Origin of the sequence: Agromyces sp. Leaf222 (assembly GCF_001421565.1) — a bacterium.
GTDB lineage: Bacteria > Actinomycetota > Actinomycetes > Actinomycetales > Microbacteriaceae > Agromyces.
The window spans coordinates 1,286,831-1,304,764 of sequence record NZ_LMKQ01000001.1; the positions used below are offsets into that span (position 1 = coordinate 1,286,831).

Annotated in this window: 14 protein-coding genes; 12 read left to right on the forward strand and 2 right to left on the reverse strand. The window is 70.9% G+C overall.

What is annotated here, in order from left to right; genetic code table 11:
* Together ASE68_RS05605 and ASE68_RS05610 are read right to left on the reverse strand one after the other, a co-directional pair.
* On the reverse strand, nucleotides 1–978 hold the full coding sequence (locus tag ASE68_RS05605) for a metallophosphoesterase (protein WP_055856018.1): 978 nt from the start codon (nucleotides 976–978) through the stop codon (nucleotides 1–3).
* The gene (locus ASE68_RS05610) at nucleotides 975–3,608 is read right to left on the reverse strand and encodes a transglycosylase domain-containing protein (protein ID WP_162238253.1); all 2,634 of its coding nucleotides are present in this window, start codon (nucleotides 3,606–3,608) and stop codon (nucleotides 975–977) included. Before ASE68_RS05610 ends, ASE68_RS05605 begins: the two co-directional genes overlap by 4 nt.
* A 169-nt stretch (nucleotides 3,609–3,777) precedes the next feature.
* Between ASE68_RS05610 and ASE68_RS05615 the strand changes: the two genes are divergently transcribed.
* The 12 genes from ASE68_RS05615 to ASE68_RS05670 all read left to right on the forward strand — a co-directional run bounded on the left by ASE68_RS05615 (nucleotide 3,778) and on the right by ASE68_RS05670 (nucleotide 17,904).
* Nucleotides 3,778–4,011, forward strand: a complete 234-nt coding sequence (locus tag ASE68_RS05615) for a hypothetical protein (RefSeq protein WP_055856024.1) — start codon at nucleotides 3,778–3,780, stop codon at nucleotides 4,009–4,011.
* On the forward strand, nucleotides 4,011–4,481 hold the full coding sequence (locus ASE68_RS05620; RefSeq protein WP_055856027.1) for a RidA family protein: 471 nt from the start codon (nucleotides 4,011–4,013) through the stop codon (nucleotides 4,479–4,481). The genes ASE68_RS05615 and ASE68_RS05620 overlap by 1 nt, the downstream gene beginning before the upstream one ends.
* A gap of 88 nt (nucleotides 4,482–4,569) precedes the next feature.
* Complete coding sequence (locus ASE68_RS05625; RefSeq protein WP_082462050.1) at nucleotides 4,570–7,053, forward strand: ATP-dependent helicase; 2,484 nt, start codon at nucleotides 4,570–4,572, stop codon at nucleotides 7,051–7,053.
* Nucleotides 7,054–7,061: 8 nt separating this feature from the next.
* Nucleotides 7,062–7,604, forward strand: coding sequence for an NUDIX hydrolase (locus tag ASE68_RS05630; protein ID WP_055856030.1), 543 nt, complete (start codon nucleotides 7,062–7,064; stop codon nucleotides 7,602–7,604).
* On the forward strand, nucleotides 7,601–8,704 hold the full coding sequence (locus tag ASE68_RS05635; RefSeq protein ID WP_082462051.1) for an FUSC family protein: 1,104 nt from the start codon (nucleotides 7,601–7,603) through the stop codon (nucleotides 8,702–8,704). Before ASE68_RS05630 ends, ASE68_RS05635 begins: the two co-directional genes overlap by 4 nt.
* Nucleotides 8,705–8,907: 203 nt before the next feature.
* Nucleotides 8,908–10,074 (forward strand): ADP-forming succinate--CoA ligase subunit beta, encoded by a 1,167-nt coding sequence (sucC, locus tag ASE68_RS05640; protein WP_055856035.1) that lies wholly within the window; start codon nucleotides 8,908–8,910, stop codon nucleotides 10,072–10,074.
* A gap of 22 nt (nucleotides 10,075–10,096) precedes the next feature.
* Nucleotides 10,097–10,999: a succinate--CoA ligase subunit alpha gene (gene sucD, locus ASE68_RS05645; protein ID WP_055856038.1), complete on the forward strand. Its 903-nt coding sequence runs from the start codon at nucleotides 10,097–10,099 to the stop codon at nucleotides 10,997–10,999.
* A gap of 185 nt (nucleotides 11,000–11,184) precedes the next feature.
* Entirely contained in the window at nucleotides 11,185–12,759 is a 1,575-nt protein-coding gene (locus tag ASE68_RS05650; protein WP_157421563.1) for a hypothetical protein, read from the forward strand.
* Between the two features lie 31 nt (nucleotides 12,760–12,790).
* A complete protein-coding gene (locus ASE68_RS05655) occupies nucleotides 12,791–14,407 on the forward strand; it encodes a DUF6350 family protein (protein ID WP_055856044.1) in 1,617 nt (538 codons plus the stop codon).
* Nucleotides 14,408–14,416: 9 nt separating this feature from the next.
* Complete coding sequence (gene purN / locus ASE68_RS05660) at nucleotides 14,417–15,007, forward strand: phosphoribosylglycinamide formyltransferase (protein WP_055860789.1); 591 nt, start codon at nucleotides 14,417–14,419, stop codon at nucleotides 15,005–15,007.
* Nucleotides 15,004–16,614, forward strand: coding sequence for a bifunctional phosphoribosylaminoimidazolecarboxamide formyltransferase/IMP cyclohydrolase (purH, locus tag ASE68_RS05665; RefSeq protein WP_055856048.1), 1,611 nt, complete (start codon nucleotides 15,004–15,006; stop codon nucleotides 16,612–16,614). Before purN ends, purH begins: the two co-directional genes overlap by 4 nt.
* Nucleotides 16,615–16,803: 189 nt before the next feature.
* Nucleotides 16,804–17,904, forward strand: a complete 1,101-nt coding sequence (locus ASE68_RS05670; RefSeq protein ID WP_055856051.1) for a Glu/Leu/Phe/Val dehydrogenase family protein — start codon at nucleotides 16,804–16,806, stop codon at nucleotides 17,902–17,904.
* The last annotated feature ends 30 nt before the right edge of the window (nucleotides 17,905–17,934 follow it).

Genomic DNA, 17,934 nt, shown 5'->3' on the forward strand with positions numbered 1-17,934 from the left:
TCAGCTCGACGCGACCAGCGTGATCAGCGTCGCCTCGGGCGGGCAGGCGAACCGAACCGGCGCGTAGATCGAGGTTCCGAGGCCGGCCGAGACGTTGAGGAACGCCGATCGCAGGCCGTGGCGCCACACGCTCAGCCCCTTGACCTGCGTGCGCGGGATGTCGCAGTTCGTGACGAGCGCACCGAAGCCGGGCACGCAGACCTGGCCGCCGTGCGTGTGCCCGGCGAGCATGAGCTGCGCGCCGTGGTTCACGAACGAGTTGAGCACCCGCTGGTAGGGCGCGTGCGTCACGCCGACGGTCACCGTCGGCCGGGTCGGGGTTCCGGATGCCGCATCGGGCCACCGGTCGTCGGCGAGCGGGTCGTCGGCGCGCAGGTCGTCGATCGCGCCCGTGATGAGGTCGAGGCGGTCGAAGCCCTTGTGCGGGTCGTCGACGCCGAAGAACTCGAAGTGCGTGCCGCGAAGGTCGAGCGTGGTCGCGGTGTTGTCGAGGTCCTGCCAGCCGAGTTCGGCGAAGTAGGCGTGCAGCTCGCCGATGTCGAGCCGCTTGCTGCGCGGAACATGGCCCGACGGCCCCGTGAAGTAGAGGAACGGGTTCTTCAGCACCGGGCCGAAGTAGTCGTTCGAGCCGTTGACGAAGACGCCGGGAACCCCGCGGAACGGTTCGAACGCCGCCCGGATGCCCTCGATGCCGCGTTCATGGCCGAGGTTGTCGCCGGTGTCGACGACGAGGTCGGGTTCGAGCTCGGCGAGCGATCGGACCCACGCCTGCTTCTCGCGCTGCCACGGGGCCATGTGCAGGTCGGAGAGGTGCAGCACCTTGATGGGGCTCGAACCTGCCGGAAGCACGGGCACCTCGACGCGGCGCAGGGTCCAGCGCTTGCGCTCGACGAGCACGCCCCAGGCGAGTGTTGCGGCACCGGCCGCGCCGATCGCGAGTGCGATCGACGCGGCCGGTGCCAGCTTCGAGGGGCTCAACCGCCGCCGCCGGGAACCGTCGGGGTCTCGCCGTCGCCGTCGTTGCCACCGTCGTTGCCGCCGGCCGACTTCTTGCCGATGGTGATCGTCACGGTGGCGCCGGCCGCGGCCGAACCGTCGCCCGCAGGGTCTTGCGAGAGCACGATGCCGACCTTGCTGTCGTCGTCGGTGTTCTCGTTCGCGCGACGCACCTTGTAGCCGGCCTGCTTCAGCGCGGCCTCGGCGGCGTCGGCCTGCTGGCCCACCACGTTCGGAACCGGAGCGAGGTTTCCCTTGCTGACCTTCAGCATGATCTGCGAACCGCGAGAGGTCATGCCGGTCGCGCTCTGCTCGCCGATGGTGCCCTTCGGCTGGGCCGAGTCGACCTCGCCGTCGAGCGCCCATCCGAATCCGGCGGCCTCGAGGGCCTTCTGCGCGGCGTCGGGGGTGAGGCCGAGCACGCTCGGGACCTCGGCCTGCGGGGCGCTGAGGTACTCGCTCTTCGGCTCGGGGAACCCGGTGCCGGGGTACTTCGTGTTCGCGAAGTCCATCACGCGCGGCCAGATGTTGTGTCGGAGCACGGCCGCCTGCTCGCCGTTGACGTACGTCTGGCGGAGGTTGACGTGCCCGGTCGCGTTGTAGACGCCGACGACCGTGGCGACCCGAGACGAGGCACCGCTCATCCAGGTGGCCTCGTTGTTGTCGGTGGTGCCCGTCTTGCCGATCATCGGCGTGCCGGAGGTGTCCATCTTGTAGAGCGAGGAGGTACCGGTGCCCTGGGTCATGACCTTGTTGAGGGCATAGTCCATGCCCGCCGCGACGTCGGTCGTGATCGCCTGGGTGCACGTGGACTTCGGCGCTTCGACCGCATTGCCTTCGGCGTCCTCGATCTTGTCGATCGCGATCGGCGTGCAGGAGACGCCGCCGCCGGCGAACGCCGCGAACGCGGTGGCCATCGACAGCGGGGCGACCTCTTCGGTGCCGAGCACGGCCGAGGGCTGGAAGGTCCAGTCGGTGCCGGCCGGGGTGCCGAGCTCGCCACCGTCGGCGCGGCCGGCGCTCATGAGCGCGGTCGCGGTCTTCTTGATGCCGCAGAGGTCGAGCTGCTTCGCCATGGCGACGAAGCCGGTGTTCTCGGAGTTGATGGTGTTGAACAGCGCGGTCCAGAACCCGCCGTTGCCGCCCTCGTCGTTGCCGGGGTCCCAGCCGCCGACGTCGATCGGGCCGGAGCAGCTGTCGTTGAACGTGCCCCAGTTGCTGCGCTTCGTGGCGTTCATGCTCTCGTTCAGCGAGTGACCCTCGTTGAGCCACTCGGCGAGCGTGAACGTCTTGAACGTCGAGCCGGGCTGGAAGCCGCTGGATCCGCCGTAGTCGATGCCCGAGTTGTAGTTGACGGCGGAGTAGTTGTCGCCGGTGACGTCGGGGTCGACGTTGTAGTCGGTGTTCTGCACCATCGCGAGGATGCGGCCGGTGCCGACCTCGACCGACACCACGGAGCCGCCGAGGTCCATCTCGGGGATCGACGACGGCACGTTCTCCTTCAGCGCCTGCGTCGCGACATCCTGCATCTGCATGTCGATGGTCGTGTAGATCTTCAGACCGCCGCGCGAGAGCATCTCGGCGCCCTCGTTGACGTCAGGCGTGTCCGCCTTGTCCATCTTGTCCTTGATCTCCCACGTCACGTAGTCGCAGAAGTAGGCGTAGTACGGCGAGGCCTGGCATCCGGTGGTCGGCGGCGAGATGACGGGCTCCACGGGAGTCGCGACGGCGGCGTCGTAGTCCTCCTGCGTGATCTTCTTCTCGTCGAGCATCTCCTTCAAGATGTAGTCGCGACGGCTCTTGTTGTCGGCGTACGGCACCTTCTCGCCGTCGACGACGGTGTTGGCGCCGTTCGTCTCGCTGTCGGGGTAGTCGAGGCGGAACTTCTCGGGCCAGTTCACGATCGCGATGAGACTCGCGGCCTGCGGCAGCGTGAGGTCCTTCGCGTTCGTCTTGAAGTAGTACTGCGCGGCGGACTGCACGCCGTAGACCTGCCCGCCGAACGCGGCGATGTTCAGGTAGCCCTTGAGGATCTCGTCCTTCGGGTACTTCTTGTCGATGGAGATGGCGTAGCGCATCTCCTTCAGCTTGCGCTCGGGCGTCGTCGCGGTCGCCTCGTCGTACGCGGCCTGCTTCTCTTCGGCGGTCTTCGCCTCGTTCATGCCGTTGTTGATGAGCACGTTCTTGACGTACTGCTGCGTGATCGAGGAGCCGCCTCGGGTCGCACCGCCCGGGATGAACTCGTTCGCGACGGCGCTCAGCGTGCCCTTGATGTCGATGCCGCCGTGCTCGTAGAAGCGGGGGTCCTCACCGGCGACCGCGGCGTCCTTCAGGAACTGCGAGATGTAGTCGAACTCGACCTCTTCGCGGTTGTCGTCGTAGAACGAGGTGATCTCCGCGGGGGTGCCGTCGGGCTGGATCGCGTAGATGCTCGACTTCTGCGCGAGCTCGCCGATCTTGAGGAAGCCCGGAAGGTTCTCGAACATGGTGATGCTGTTGTTCGCGGCCATGCCGGTCACAGCGAGTGCAGGGGTCACAGCAGCCGTCACGAGCACGCCGGCGAGAGCGCTCATGCCGAGGAATGCGAGCACTCCGGAGCCGACACCGCTCATCGTACGATTTTGGGCAGACATATAGTGGAGCTTAACGGAGAAGGCTGACAAACAACGGCACGGATGCTGGGCAAACCCATGACGCCTGCCCGGGTGCCGGGTTGAATGCTGCCCGGTCGCCCCGGCCGACTCCGACCGAGCCGCCTGTCGACGGAGAGACGAGGATCCCATGGTCACCTGGGAATACATCACCACCCCGCTGCTGATCCACAACACCGCCGCGATCCTCAACAACTGGGGTTCGGAGGGCTGGGAGCTCGTGCAGATCGTGCAGGGGCCCGAGGGCGGGCTCGTCGCGTACCTCAAGCGCCCGGTCGGCGGCTCCGAGTCGGTCGCCGCCTCCGCGGGAGCCGCAGCGGCCGCGCAGGCCGCGAAGGCCTTCGACGGCGAGGGGCACGCCTGATGGCCGGCTTCGAGGCGCGCCTCGTCGAGCTCGGCATCGTGCTCCCGGATGTCGCGCCGCCCGTCGCCGCGTACATCCCCGCCGTGGCCACCGGGCCCTACGTGCACACGTCGGGCCAGCTGCCCTTCACGGCCGGGGCGCTGCCCGCGACCGGCAAGGTGGGCGACGGCCACGGCCTCGTTCCCGCAGACGACGCGAAGGCCTATGCCCGCACCTGCATGCTCAACGCCCTCGCGGCGGTGCGCGCCGAGATCGGCTCCCTCGACCGCATCACGCGCATCGTGAAGGTCGTCGGCTTCGTGGCCTCCGACCCCGCGTTCACCGGCCAGCCCGGCGTGATCAACGGCGCGTCCGAGCTGCTCGGCGAGGTGTTCGGCGAGACCGGGCGCCACGCGCGCTCGGCCGTCGGCGTCGCGGTGCTGCCGCTCGACTCGCCCGTCGAGGTGGAGCTGCTCGTCGAGTTCGCCTGAGCCGGTTCAGCGCCGGCTCGTTCGCGCTCCCTCGTTCCGTCCGGAGCGGGGGAGCGCTGTCGGATGCCGCGCCTAGACTTGTCGGGACATGACGCTGATCCTCGACCCCGACGACCCGGCCGGCTGGCGCGAGGCGCCCGCTGCAGCCGGTGCACCTGCGACATCCGGTGAGCCCGCGGCATCCGGCAACCGCTTCACCGACGGCCTGAACCCCGAGCAGCGCGAAGCGGTCGAGTACCGCGGCCAGGCGCTGCTGATCGTGGCCGGCGCCGGCTCCGGCAAGACCCGCGTGCTGACGCATCGCATCGCGGGGCTCATCGACAGCCGCGAGGCGTGGCCCAGCCAGATCCTCGCGATCACCTTCACGAACAAGGCGGCCGCCGAGATGCGCGAACGCGTCGAGGCCCTGCTCGGCGAGGGCGCGTCCGGCATGTGGATCTCGACGTTCCACTCGGCGTGCGTGCGCATCCTGCGCCGCGAGGCCGAGGCCATCGGGCTGTCGTCGACGTTCACGATCTACGATTCGGCCGATACGCGCACGGTCCTGAAGCGCATCATCAAGGAGCTCGACGCCGACACCATGGGGTTCACCCCCGCCGGCGCGCAGTCGAAGATCTCCAAGCTCAAGAACGAGCTCTCCGACGTCGAGTCCTACGCGCGCAACGCGAACATGAACGACCCCCAAGAGGTCATGTTCCTCGAGATCTTCCGGCAGTACACCCGGCGGCTCCGCGCGGCGAGCGCCCTCGACTTCGACGACCTCATCGCCGAGACCGTCTACCTGTTCCGGGCGTTCCCGAAGGTCGCGTCGCTCTACCAGCGCCGGTTCCGCCACATCCTGGTCGACGAGTACCAGGACACGAACCACGCGCAGTACTCGCTGATCCGCGAGTTCACGCAGCCGATTCCGCCCGAGCGCGTCGCCGAGATGGCCGACCACGGGTTCAACGTGAGGGCGGTGGCCGACGCCACCGGCGGCATCCCGGGCGCGAGCCTCACCGTCGTCGGCGACTCTGACCAGTCGATCTACGCGTTCCGCGGGGCCGACATCCGCAACATCTCCGAGTTCGAGCGCGACTTCCCCGGGGCGAAGGTCGTGCTGCTCGAGCAGAACTACCGCTCGACGCAGAACATCCTCTCGGCCGCCAACGCCGTGATCTCGAACAACTTCGACCGCAAAGACAAGAAGCTCTGGACCGCGGTCGGCGACGGCGACAAGATCACCGGCTACACGGGCTACACCGCGCACGACGAGGCGCAGTTCGTGGCCGACGAGATCGAGGCGCTGCACCGCTCGGGCGTCGCCTACCGCGACATCGCCGTGTTCTACCGCACCAACGCGCAGACGCGAGCGCTCGAGGAGATCTTCGTGCGCTCGGCGCTGCCCTACCGGGTGGTCGGGGGCACGAAGTTCTACGAGCGCGCCGAGATCAAGGACGCGATGGCCTACCTCATCTCGGTGGCCAATCCGCTCGACGAGCTCGCGCTGCGGCGCATCCTGAACACGCCGAAGCGCGGCATCGGGCCGGCGACCGAGACCGCGCTGTCGAGCTTCGCCGAGGCGAACCAGGTCACCTTCCGCGAGGCGATGCGGTCGGCCGACGCGCTCGGGCTCGGGCCGAAGGTCACGGGTGCCATCACGACGCTCGCGACGGTGCTCGACGAGGCCGCGGCCATGCTCGCACCCTCGGCGGCCGGCGTCGCCGCCGGCACCAACGAGGGCGCCTCGAAGGTGTCCGACGTGCTCGTGTTCCTGCTCGAGCGCTCCGGCCTCATCGAGACGCTGCGCCGCAGCCGCGACCCCCAAGACGAGACGCGCGCAGAGAACGTCGACGAGCTCGTCGCGCAGACCCGCGACTTCGACCGCGACAACCCGCTGGCCACGGTCGTCGACTTCCTGACCCAGGTCTCGCTGGTCGCCGCGGCCGACGAGCTCGACGACGCCTCCGGAACCGTGTCGCTCATGACGCTGCACACCGCGAAGGGCCTCGAGTACCACGCCGTGTTCCTCACCGGTCTCGAAGAGGGGCTCCTGCCGCACCAGATGTCGGCCTCCGAGCCCGGCGGTCCTGCCGAGGAGCGCCGGCTCTTCTACGTCGGCATCACGCGCGCACGCCAGCGCCTCTACATCTCGCTCGCGATGAGCCGGGCCCAGTTCGGCGAGGTCGCCGTGGCGATGCCGTCCCGCTACCTGCAGGAGATCCCGGAGGGGCTCGTCGACTGGAAGCAGTCGCCCGGAATGGCGACCTCGCGCGGCGGCACCCAGCCCCGCGCCCTCAACGCCCGGCGCCCGGGCGGCGCCTGGGGCACTCGCGACCGCGACCTCGAGCGGTTCAGCGTCACGGCGTCCGCCAAGCCCAAGGCCGAGTGGGCGAACCGCGTCACGGGCACCGTGCGCGACAACGGCGACCTCACGCTCGAAGCCGGCGACCGCATCCGCCATGTCGACTTCGGCGAGGGCCGGGTGAACCAGGTCACGGGCGAGGGCACGAAGCGCATCGCGCACGTGGCCTTCGATACCGCGGGGCCGAAGAAGCTGCTCATCAAGATCGCCCCGATCGAGAAGCTCTGAGGCGCGACATGGCCTGGCCCATCCGCGCCACCCGCACGGTCTACGAGAACCCGTGGATCCGCGTGGTCGAAGACGACGTCGAGCGACCCGACGGCGAGACCGGCATCTACGGCGTCGTCGAGATGCGGCATCCGGCCGTCTTCATCGTCGCCATGACCGACGCCGACGAGGTGCTCCTCGTCACGGTCGACCGGCATACCGTCGGAGCCTCGATCGAGGTGCCGGCCGGCGGCACCGACGGTGAAGACGTGCTGCTCGCCGCGCAGCGCGAACTCCTCGAGGAGACCGGGTACGCGGCGTCCGAGTGGCGCGAGATCGGCCGCATGAGCGCGCTCAACGGCATCGCCAAGGCGCCCGAGCACGTGTTCCTCGCGACCGGGCTCGAGGTCGCGGCATCCGCAGGCCACTCGCAACATGAAGAGGGCATCAGCCTGGTGCGGGCCGTGCCATGGACCGAGGTGTGGCGGCTCGTGCGCGACGGCGGCATCACCGACGGCGAGACGGTCGCCGCCCTCGCCTACGCCGCCGTGCATCTGGGCCGCGTGTCATGAGCCCGTCGACCCCGATCGGCGGGTGGTGGCGGGAGTTCCGCACGCTCGACGTCGAGGTCGCACTCCGCGCAGCCCTCGCGGCGGCGGTTCCGCTGACCATCCTCGTGGCGATCGGGCGCACCGAGTGGGCGGCGTACGCCGCGTTCGGCGCGATGACCGCGATCTTCGGCCGAAGCGAGCCCTACGGCACGCGCATGCGCACCGTCACGACCGCGGGCGCCGTGCAGGTCGCGGCGACCGGACTCGGCATCCTGCTCGCGGTCGTGCACGCCCCGCTCGGCGTCGAGGCCGCGGTGCTCGCGCTGCTCATCACGGCCGTCATCGTCGTGTTCAACGTGCTCGGCGTCACCCCCTCCGGGCCGCTGTTCGCGGTCTTCGGCCTGCTGGTGTGCGCGGCCCAGCCGGTCGACGACGGCACCGGATGGCAGCGCTGGGGCGTCGCGTGGGCGGCGGCCGCGTTCGCCTGGCTGCTCGCGATGTCGGGGTGGGTGCTGCGACGCGCGGCTCCTCGACGCACGCAGGCCGTGTTCCGCGACCTGCCGCGCCGCACGCCGGTGCGTGCTCGCGGCTGGACCGACCCGCGCCTCTGGCTGAACGTGGTGCAGAACGTCGCGGCCGCGCTCCTCGCGGGTGCCGCAGCGCTCGCGCTCGGCATCGGCCATCCGTACTGGGCGGTCGTGAGCGCCGTCGCGGTGATCCCGCCCGCGCGGGCGGCGCACACCGCGCAACGGGCCGCGCATCGCGTCGTCGGCACCCTCGTCGGAGTCGTGGCCACGGCCCTCGTGCTCTGGCCCGACCCGCCGCCGTGGGTGCTCATCGTCGTGATCGCCGTGTGCCAGTTCGGCGCCGAGCTGCTCGTCGGCCGCCACTACGGCGCAGCCCTCGTCTTCATCACGCCGCTCGCCCTCACGGTCGTGCACCTCGCCTCGCCCGTTCCCTTGATCGACCTGATCGCGGATCGCGTGCTCGAGACGGTGCTCGGGGCCGCGGTCGGCCTGCTCGCGGTGCTCGCCGCACGGCGGTTCGTCGAGGTGCGACCGATGCCGCCGCCCACGAGCACGATGCCGAGCGTCGGGCCACCGGCATCCGACCGCTCCTGATCGGCGCCCCTGATCGGCGCAGAGATCGGCCCGAGCTCGCCAGGCCCAGGCCCACGCGTCGACGGCGGGTTCGGAGCCTCGATGCGAGCGGAGTAGCATTGACCCGGCCCCAGCGGATCTCTCGATATCGAGACATTCCAGTCGGGCATACACCCACCAGCCACTGTGCGCGGTCGCGCGTGCGGACCGATTGGAAGTAGAGCGTGGATCTTTACGAGTACCAGGCCAGAGACCTGTTCGAGCAGTACGGGGTGCCGGTGCTCCCCGGCATCGTCGCCGACACCGCCGAGGAGGTTCGCGCAGCAGCCGAGAAGCTCGGCGGCGTGGTCGTCGTCAAGGCGCAGGTGAAGACCGGCGGTCGCGGCAAGGCGGGCGGCGTCAAGGTCGCCAAGAACCCCGACGAGGCGTTCGAGGCGGCGCAGGCCATCCTCGGCCTCGACATCAAGGGCCACGTCGTCAAGCGCGTCATGGTCGCCGGCGGCGCACGCATCGCCCAGGAGTTCTACTTCTCGGTGCTGCTCGACCGGGCCAACCGCTCCTACCTCTCGCTCACGAGCGTCGAGGGCGGCATGGAGATCGAGCAGCTCGCGGTCGAGAAGCCCGAGGCCCTCGCCCGCATCGAGGTCGACCCCATCGCGGGCATCGACGCGGCCAAGGCCCGTGAGATCGCGGTCGCCGCGAACTTCCCGGCCGAGCTCGTCGACAAGGTCGCCGACGTCTTCGTGAAGCTCTACGAGGTCTACAAGGGCGAAGACGCGACGCTCGTCGAGGTCAACCCGCTCATCCTCGACGAAGACGGCAACGTCATCGCCCTCGACGGCAAGGTCACGCTCGACGAGAACGCCGAGTTCCGTCACGCGAACCACGCCCTCCTCGAGGACAAGGCCGCGGCGGACCCGCTCGAGGCCGCTGCGAAGGAGCTCGACCTCAACTACGTCAAGCTCGACGGCGAGGTCGGCATCATCGGCAACGGCGCTGGACTGGTCATGTCCACGCTCGACGTCGTCGCGTACGCCGGCGAGAACCACGGTGGCGTCAAGCCCGCCAACTTCCTCGACATCGGCGGCGGAGCCTCGGCAGAGGTCATGGCCAACGGCCTCGGCATCATCCTCGGCGACCCGCAGGTCAAGAGCGTGTTCGTGAACGTCTTCGGCGGCATCACCGCGTGCGACCAGGTCGCCAAGGGCATCGTCGGCGCACTGGCCGAGCTCGGCTCGACCGCGAACAAGCCGCTCGTCGTGCGCCTCGACGGCAACAACGTCGTCGAGGGCCGCCGCATCCTCGAGGAGGCCGCGCACCCGCTCGTCACCCTCGCCGAGAACATGGACCAGGGCGCCGACAAGGCCGCCGAGCTCGCGAACGCCGCGTAGGTAGAAGAAGGACTGCAGAGCAATGACGATCTTCCTCAACAAGGACTCCAAGGTCATCGTCCAGGGCATCACCGGCGGCGAGGGCTCCAAGCACACCGCGCGCATGCTCGCGGCGGGCACCCAGGTGGTCGGCGGCGTGAACGCGCGCAAGGCCGGCACGACGGTGCTGCACACCGATGCCTCCGGCAACTCGGTCGAACTGCCCGTGTTCGCCTCGGTGGCCGAGGCCATCCAGTCGACCGGCGCCGACGTGTCGATCGCGTTCGTGCCGCCGGCGTTCACGAAGGACGCCGTGGTCGAGGCCATCGACGCCGAGATCCCGCTCCTCGTGATCATCACCGAGGGCGTGCCCGTGCAGGACTCCGCGGAGTTCTGGGCGTACGCCAAGGAGAAGGGCGACACGACCCGCATCATCGGCCCGAACTGCCCCGGCATCATCAGCCCCGGTGAGTCGCTCGTCGGCATCACCCCGGCGAACATCACCGGCAAGGGCCCGATCGGCCTCGTGTCGAAGTCGGGCACGCTGACGTACCAGATGATGTACGAGCTGCGCGACCTCGGCTTCTCGACCGCCATCGGCATCGGCGGCGACCCGATCATCGGCACGACGCACATCGACGCCCTCGCGGCGTTCGAGGCCGACCCCGAGACCAAGGCGATCGTGATGATCGGCGAGATCGGCGGCGACGCCGAAGAGCGCGCGGCCGACTTCATCAAGGCCAACGTCACCAAGCCGGTCGTCGGCTACGTCGCGGGCTTCACCGCCCCCGAGGGCAAGACCATGGGTCACGCCGGTGCGATCGTGTCCGGTTCCGCCGGCACCGCGCAGGCGAAGAAGGAGGCCCTCGAGGCCGCCGGCGTCAAGGTCGGCAAGACGCCGTCCGAGACCGCGCAGCTGCTGCGCGAGGTCTACGCCGCCCTCTGATCCCGGATGCCGTGGGCCGGCGCCCGTTCGTCGCCCGCACCGCATCCTGAAACGCCCGCTCCGACTGTCCGTGCCTCGCACGGCGGCCGGGGCGGGCGTTTTCGCGTCTCCGCTCCTCGGAACGCTGCGCTCGTCGCGCCTGCGCCGATATGGTGTGGATGACAGGCGAGTCCGAGGGGGACGGCATGGCTGCAAGAGACGATCAGGAACTGCTGGCTCGCATCGAGGCCCTCGAGGCCGAGAACGCCCGACTCCGGGTCGAGGTCGAGGTGCCGCGCGCCGTCGCCGGGACGCCGACCAAGGTCCGCCGGTCGGGGCGAGGCCGTGTCGCCGCCGCCACCGCGCTCGTGATCATCGGCGTGCTGCTCGCACCGATCGCCGTGCTCGGCGGGTGGGCGAAGAACCAGCTCGTCGATACCGACACGTTCGTCGCGACGTTCGCCCCGCTCGCCGACGACCCCGAGGTGCAGGCGTACGTCTCCGACGCGGCGACCACCGCGATCCTCGAGTCGGTCGACATCGCGGCGTACACATCGGCCGTGTTCGACGCCATCAAGGACCTCGGGCTCCCACCGCGTGCCGAACAGGCCCTCGGGCTGCTCGAGGGGCCTGCGACGCAGGGCATCGAGACGCTCGTCGGGCAGATCGTGAACCGCTTCGTCACCTCCGACGCGTTCGGCGACATCTTCGAGCAAGCGTTGCGAACGACGCACACCCAGACGATCGCGGCCCTGCAGGGCGACCCGAATGCGGCGTTGCAGATCAGCGGCGACGGCGAGCTCGGCATCCAGCTGGGGCCGATCATCGAGGAGATCAAGCAACGGCTCGTCGACGCGGGCGTCGGATTCGCGGCCAACATTCCGGCGATCGATCGCACCATCGTCGTGGCGAAGGCGGAATCGCTGGTGACGGTGCAGCTCGTGTACGGGCTCGCCGTCTCCGTCGGCATCTGGCTGCCCTGGATCGCGCTCGCCTTCCTCATCGCCGGCATCCTCGTGGCGCCGCGTCGCCGCACGGCCATCATCTGGACCACGTCGGCCCTCGCGGTCTCGCTCGCGATCCTCGCGAGCGGCTTCGGCATCGGCCGGCTGTACTTCATCGGCACGGTCTCGCCCGGCATCGTGCCGACCGGCGCCGCAGAGGTGATATACGACCAGATCGTCGATCGCATGTTCGCCACGACGGTCGCGCTCATCGTCTTCGCGGTGGCCGCAGCACTCATCGCCTGGCTCAGCGGGCCGACGCCGACGCCGGCGAAGCTGCGCGGGTTCGCCGACGCGGGCTTCGGCTCGGTGCGTCGAGCAGCCGCCGCGCGGGGGCTGACGACCGGCTCGTTCGGCGCATGGCTCGGCCGCCAGCGCGTGCTCGTGTTCTCGCTCATCACGCTCGGCGCGGTCGCGGTCATCCTGTTCACGAGGCCGATCACCGTGAGTCTCGTGGTGTGGACGATCGTCGTCGCGCTGCTTCTGGTCGCGCTCGTCGAGCTGCTGCAGCGTCCGGCCGACGAGGTCGCCGCGGCCGCGGTCGCACGCGAGGCGGAGGCGGAGGCGGCGGCGGCTGCATCGGGTGCCTTCGGCGAGGCCGACACGCTCGTGCTCGACGATGAGCTCGACGGGGGTCCCGTCGTCGTCGACGACGTCACGATCGAGGCCGACGAACGCATCGGACTCGACGCCGGCGCAGCCTCCGCGGGCACGAGCACCGCGACCGCGACGAAGAAGCCGGCGGGTCCGAAGGATCGCGCGAAGCCTGTCGAGTGAGCGGCGCTCTCCGGGCTAGGCTCCCGGAGGAATGAGACGCACCACGATCGCCCTGCTCGCCTCGCTGGAGGCGTTCGTCGCGGCGCTCATCGGCTTCGCGCTCGCCCTCGTGCCGCTCATGCTGCTGTGGGCGGTGCACTTCGGTCTCGCGGTCGACGCGATGGTCTTCGTGCACGCCGCGGCCGGCGTGTGGCTGCTCGGGCACGGGGTCAACCTCACGGCGCAGGCGGATCCGGTCACCGCGTCGCGCACGGGCCTCGAGGGCGCGGCCGAGCCGTTCACGATCGCGATCGCGCTGCTCGGCATCGCGCTGCTGTCGATCTCGGCGGGTTTGCGCATCGGGCGCCGCTCGGCGGCCGCCGGCCACGCGCTCACGGGGGCCCTCGCGGCGATGGCGGTGTTCGCGCTCGCGGGCGCCGGCGCCGGGCTCATCGTCGACTCGCCCGCCCTGCACGCGAACCCGTGGTGGTCGATCGGCCTACCCGCCTTCGTCGTCGGCCTCGGCGCGCTCATCGGCTCGGTGGGGGAGTCCGTGCGCAATCCCTCGACGGATGTCGCGGGTGCCGGGCCCGTGCGTCGCCTCGTCGCCGCGCTGCCGCCGCTGCTGACCGAGGTGGTGGCCGTCTCGGTGCGCATCGGCGCCGGCGCAGCGTTCGGCGTGCTGGCCGTCGCGGGCGTGCTCCTGGCCGTCGCGATCACGCTCGACTACGCGACCATCGCCGGCCTCTACCAGGCGCTCGATCCCGGCATCGACGGCGGCATCGCCCTGACGATGGCCGAGCTCGCCCTGCTGCCGAACCTCGTCGTGTGGACCGCGGCATGGCTGCTCGGGCCGGGCTTCGCGCTCGGCGCCGGGTCTGTGGTGTCGTCGGGGTCCACGGTCCTCGGACCCGTGCCCGGGATCCCGTTGCTGGGCGCGCTGCCGGACTCATCGCCCGCGCTGGGCGGACTGTGGCTGGTCGTGCCGGTGCTGCTCGGCTTCGTCGGGGCGTGGATCGTCGCGACCACGAGGGGTCGGGTGTCCGACGGCTCCGCAACCGAGTGGTGGCGTCCGCTCGCGGTCGCCGCCGGTTCCGCGATCGTCGCCGGCGCGACCCTCGGCGTGCTCGCGCGTTGGTCGTCGGGCGCAGTCGGTCCGGGCCGCCTCGCCGAGATCGGGCCGGATGGGTTCGCCGTCGCCCTCGTCGCGGCGGCGACGATCGGCATCGGGGCCCTGGTCGGCGGGTACGCCGCACTCCTGCGCGCCCGTGAGGCGAACGAGCACGTCGGTGCCGGGCTCGCGCTGCGCGACGACCGGGCGACGGGGCGCGTCGACCGGCCGGCGCCCCGGTTCCAGCCCGTTCCCGACCGCGAGCCGGCCGCGGCGTCGGCGGCCGCCCGTGCGGGGGCCGCGGCATCCGGTGCCTCCGGTGCGGCTGCGGCATCCGCATCTCCGGTGGGCACCGTCGGAGCCGGCGATCCCGCGCCGTCGCCGCGGCCGGTCGGGCCCGCGACCACGTCGGCGCCCGCGCCCGCTCAGCCAGCCCGCACGGTCGCGCCCGACCCCGACGCTCCGTGGTGGCGCCGGGAGGCCGCCCCGGGTCGCGATGACGGCGAGCCCGGCGACGGCGACGCCTCCGACACCGAGGCCTTCGACACGACCCGGTAGGCTCGTATGGTGCTGAAGCTCGTCGTGCTCATCTCGGGCACCGGATCAAACCTGCGCTCACTCCTCGAAGCCTCGCGAGACGCCGAGTTCCCAGCTCGGGTCGTCGCGATCGGCGCCGACCGCGACGCCGACGGACTCGCGCTCGGCGAGGAGTTCGGCATCCCGACCTTCACGGTGCCGTTCACCGCATACCCCGACCGCGACGCGTGGGGCGCCGAGCTCATCGAGCAGGTGCGCCTCTGGGAGCCCGACCTCGTGATCCTCTCCGGGCTCATGCGGCTCGTGCCGCCCGCGGTGGTCGACGCGTTCTCACCGGCGCTCATCAACACGCATCCGGCCTACCTGCCCGAATTCCCGGGCGCGCACGGCGTGCGCGACGCGCTGGCCGCCGGCGTCGACCAGACGGGTGCGAGCCTCATCGTCGTCGACAACTCGGTCGACGGCGGCCCGATCATCGCGCAGGAGCGCATCCCGGTGCTGCCGGGAGACACCGAGTCGAGCCTGCACGACCGCATCAAGCCCGTCGAACGCCGCCTGATGATCCAGGCCGTGCTCGACATCGCCAACTCCCATCTCGACCTGAAGGAACTCGCCCGATGAGCGGACACACGATCGACCCGAGCCTCTACCGCCCCCGCGACGTCGTTCCCGTGCGTCGTGCGCTCATCGCGGTGAGCGACAAGCGCGGCCTCGTCGAGCTCGCGACCTCGCTCGTGGCATCGGGCGTCGAGCTCGTCTCGACGGGCGGCACTGGCAAGGCCATCGCCGACGCCGGCCTGCCGGTCACCCAGGTCGCCGAGGTCACGGGCTACCCCGAGCACCTCGACGGCCGCGTGCGCACGCTGCACCCCGCGGTGCACTCCGGCCTGCTCGCCGACCTCCGCCTCGAGCACCACGAGACCCAGCTCGCCGAGCTCGACATCAAGCCCTACGAGCTCGTCGTCGTCAACCTCTACCCGTTCGCCGAGACCGTCGCGTCGGGCGCCGGCGAGGCCGAGGTCGTCGAGCAGATCGACATCGGCGGGCCTGCCATGGTGCGCGCATCGGCGAAGAACCACGCGAACGTCGCCGTGGTCGTCTCGCCCGACCGCTACGACGAGATCGCGGCGGCCGTGACGGCCGGCGGCACCACGCTCGCCCAGCGCGCCCTCCTCGCACGCGAGGCGTTCCGCCACACCGCGTCGTACGACGTCGCCGTCGCCTCGTGGATCGGGTCCGTCGTCGCGCCCGACCAGCCGGCAGAGGAGTCGCCCTTCCCCGCATGGGTCGGCGGCACCTGGTCGAAGGACGCCGACCTCCGCTACGGCGAGAACTCGCACCAGAAGGCGGCGCTGTTCGCCTCGAACGGCGGCCGGCCCGGCATCGCCCAGTCCGTGCAGCTGCACGGCAAGGAGATGTCGTACAACAACTACGTCGACGCCGACGCCGCCGTGCGCGCCGCGTTCGACTTCGACGAGCCCGCCGTGGCGATCATCAAGCACGCGAACCCGTGCGGCATCGCCGTGGCGTCGGCCGGGGCATCCGACCCCATCGCCGACGCGCACGCCCGCGCGCACGAGTGCGACCCCGTGTCGGCCTTCGGCGGCGTGATCGCGGCCAACCGCACGGTCACGCTCGCCATGGCCGAGACCGTGTCGGGCATCTTCACCGAGGTGCTCATCGCGCCCGCCGTCGAGGCCGAGGCGCTCGAACTGCTCACGAAGAAGAAGAACATCCGCCTGCTCACGCTGCCGGAGGGCTTCGAGGCGACGACCGTCGAACTGAAGCAGGTCTCGGGCGGGCTCCTGCTTCAGCAGGCCGACCGACACTTCGCCCCGGCCTCCGAGTGGACCCTCGCCGCCGGCGAACCCGCCGACGAAGCCACGCTCGCCGACCTCGAGTTCGCCTGGCGCGCGTGCCGTGCCGTGAAGTCGAACGCGATCCTGCTCGCCTCGGGCGGCGCCTCGGTGGGCGTCGGCATGGGCCAGGTCAACCGCGTCGACTCGTGCAAGCTCGCCGTCGAGCGTGCCGGTGAGCGCGCCGCAGGCTCGGTCGCCGCGTCCGACGCGTTCTTCCCATTCGCCGACGGCCTGCAGATCCTCCTCGACGGCGGGGTGCGCGCGGTCGTGCAGCCCGGCGGGTCGGTGCGCGACGAAGAGGTCGTCGCGGCCGCTCGCGAGGCCGGCGTCACGATGTACTTCACGGGCGAGCGCCACTTCTTCCACTGATCGGCGACGGATGCCGCGGGCGGCCGCCCGCGGCATCCGTGTCGTCTCGGGGCATTCGCGTCGTCCCGGCTCCGGGCCGTCGTCAACCCCGTCGACGCACCGCCCGATCGACGTATCCTTGAGGTGAAGGCGCTCATGAGGCGCCGCCACCGTTCCGCCCACAAGGCGGATGAACAAGGAGAACGATCGATGACGATCACCCACGCCCCCGCCAACCCGTTCACGGCCCGGGCCACCGCCGCATCCCTCCCGCTCGAAGCCCCCGATCACGAGCGCGTGCTCATCTCGCACGGTCGCCGATCCGGGCTCTCGATCATCGTGGCCGTGCACTCGACGCGGCTCGGCCAGGCCCTCGGCGGCGCCCGGCTCTGGCGCTACGCCAGCTGGACCGACGGCCTCGCCGACGCGCTGCGCCTCTCGCAGGCGATGACGATGAAGAACGCCGCTGCCGGACTCGCGCGCGGCGGCGGAAAGGCCGTCATCGTGATCCCCGAGGGCGCGGCCCTCGACGGCCGGGCGATCCACGACGCGATGCTCGACCTCGGCGATGCCGTGGAGTCGCTGGGCGGCGCGTACATGACCGCAGAAGACGTCGGCACGAGCGCCGAGCTGATGGCCGTCGTCGCCGAGCGCACCGCGCACGTCTGCGGCCTCCCGCCCGAGCAGGGCGGTGTCGGCGAGCCCGCCGACGCGACCGCCGCCGGCGTGCACGCGTCGATCCTCGCGACGCTCGAGCACGTGTTCGGCTCCCGCGAACTCACCGGCCGGCACCTCGTGATCTCGGGCCTCGGCCAGGTCGGCGGCCGGCTCGCCCGTTCGCTCGCCGCCGGCGGCGCCGAGCTGACGGTGACCGATGTCGCGCACGACAAGCGCGCGCTGGCCGACGAACTCGGCGCGTCCTGGGTCGACCCCGCCGACGCCCATCTCGTCGAGGCCGACGTGTTCGTGCCGTGCGGTCTCGGCGGCGTGCTGACGCCCGAGGTGGTGCGTGAGCTGCACGTGCGCGCCGTCGTCGGCGCCGCGAACAACCAGCTCGCGTCCCGCGAGGTGGCCGGCCTGCTCACCGAGCGCGGCATCGTCTGGGCGCCCGACTTCGTCGTGAACGCCGGCGGCGTCATCTACCTCGATGTCGCGAGCCGCGAGGACGCCGATGCCGCGGCGCTCGACGCGCGCATCGCCGCGATCGGCGACACCGTGGCATCCGTGCTGCGATCGGCCGACGAGCACGGCATCACGACCCTCGCCGCCGCCGACCGGCTGGCGCACGCACGTCTCGACGCGGCGAACTGAGTGCGGCGGCGGGGCCGCTAGGCTCGAGTC

Coding starts and splice junctions, on each gene's coding strand:
- ASE68_RS05610 (WP_162238253.1), bottom strand. CDS start 3,608: ATGAGCGGTGTCGGCTCCGGAGTGCTCGCATTCCTCGGCATGAGCGCT.
- ASE68_RS05615 (WP_055856024.1), top strand. CDS start 3,778: ATGGTCACCTGGGAATACATCACCACCCCGCTGCTGATCCACAACACC.
- ASE68_RS05620 (WP_055856027.1), top strand. CDS start 4,011: ATGGCCGGCTTCGAGGCGCGCCTCGTCGAGCTCGGCATCGTGCTCCCG.
- ASE68_RS05625 (WP_082462050.1), top strand. CDS start 4,570: ATGACGCTGATCCTCGACCCCGACGACCCGGCCGGCTGGCGCGAGGCG.
- ASE68_RS05630 (WP_055856030.1), top strand. CDS start 7,062: ATGGCCTGGCCCATCCGCGCCACCCGCACGGTCTACGAGAACCCGTGG.
- ASE68_RS05635 (WP_082462051.1), top strand. CDS start 7,601: ATGAGCCCGTCGACCCCGATCGGCGGGTGGTGGCGGGAGTTCCGCACG.
- sucD (WP_055856038.1), top strand. CDS start 10,097: ATGACGATCTTCCTCAACAAGGACTCCAAGGTCATCGTCCAGGGCATC.
- ASE68_RS05650 (WP_157421563.1), top strand. CDS start 11,185: ATGGCTGCAAGAGACGATCAGGAACTGCTGGCTCGCATCGAGGCCCTC.
- ASE68_RS05655 (WP_055856044.1), top strand. CDS start 12,791: ATGAGACGCACCACGATCGCCCTGCTCGCCTCGCTGGAGGCGTTCGTC.
- purH (WP_055856048.1), top strand. CDS start 15,004: ATGAGCGGACACACGATCGACCCGAGCCTCTACCGCCCCCGCGACGTC.
- ASE68_RS05670 (WP_055856051.1), top strand. CDS start 16,804: ATGACGATCACCCACGCCCCCGCCAACCCGTTCACGGCCCGGGCCACC.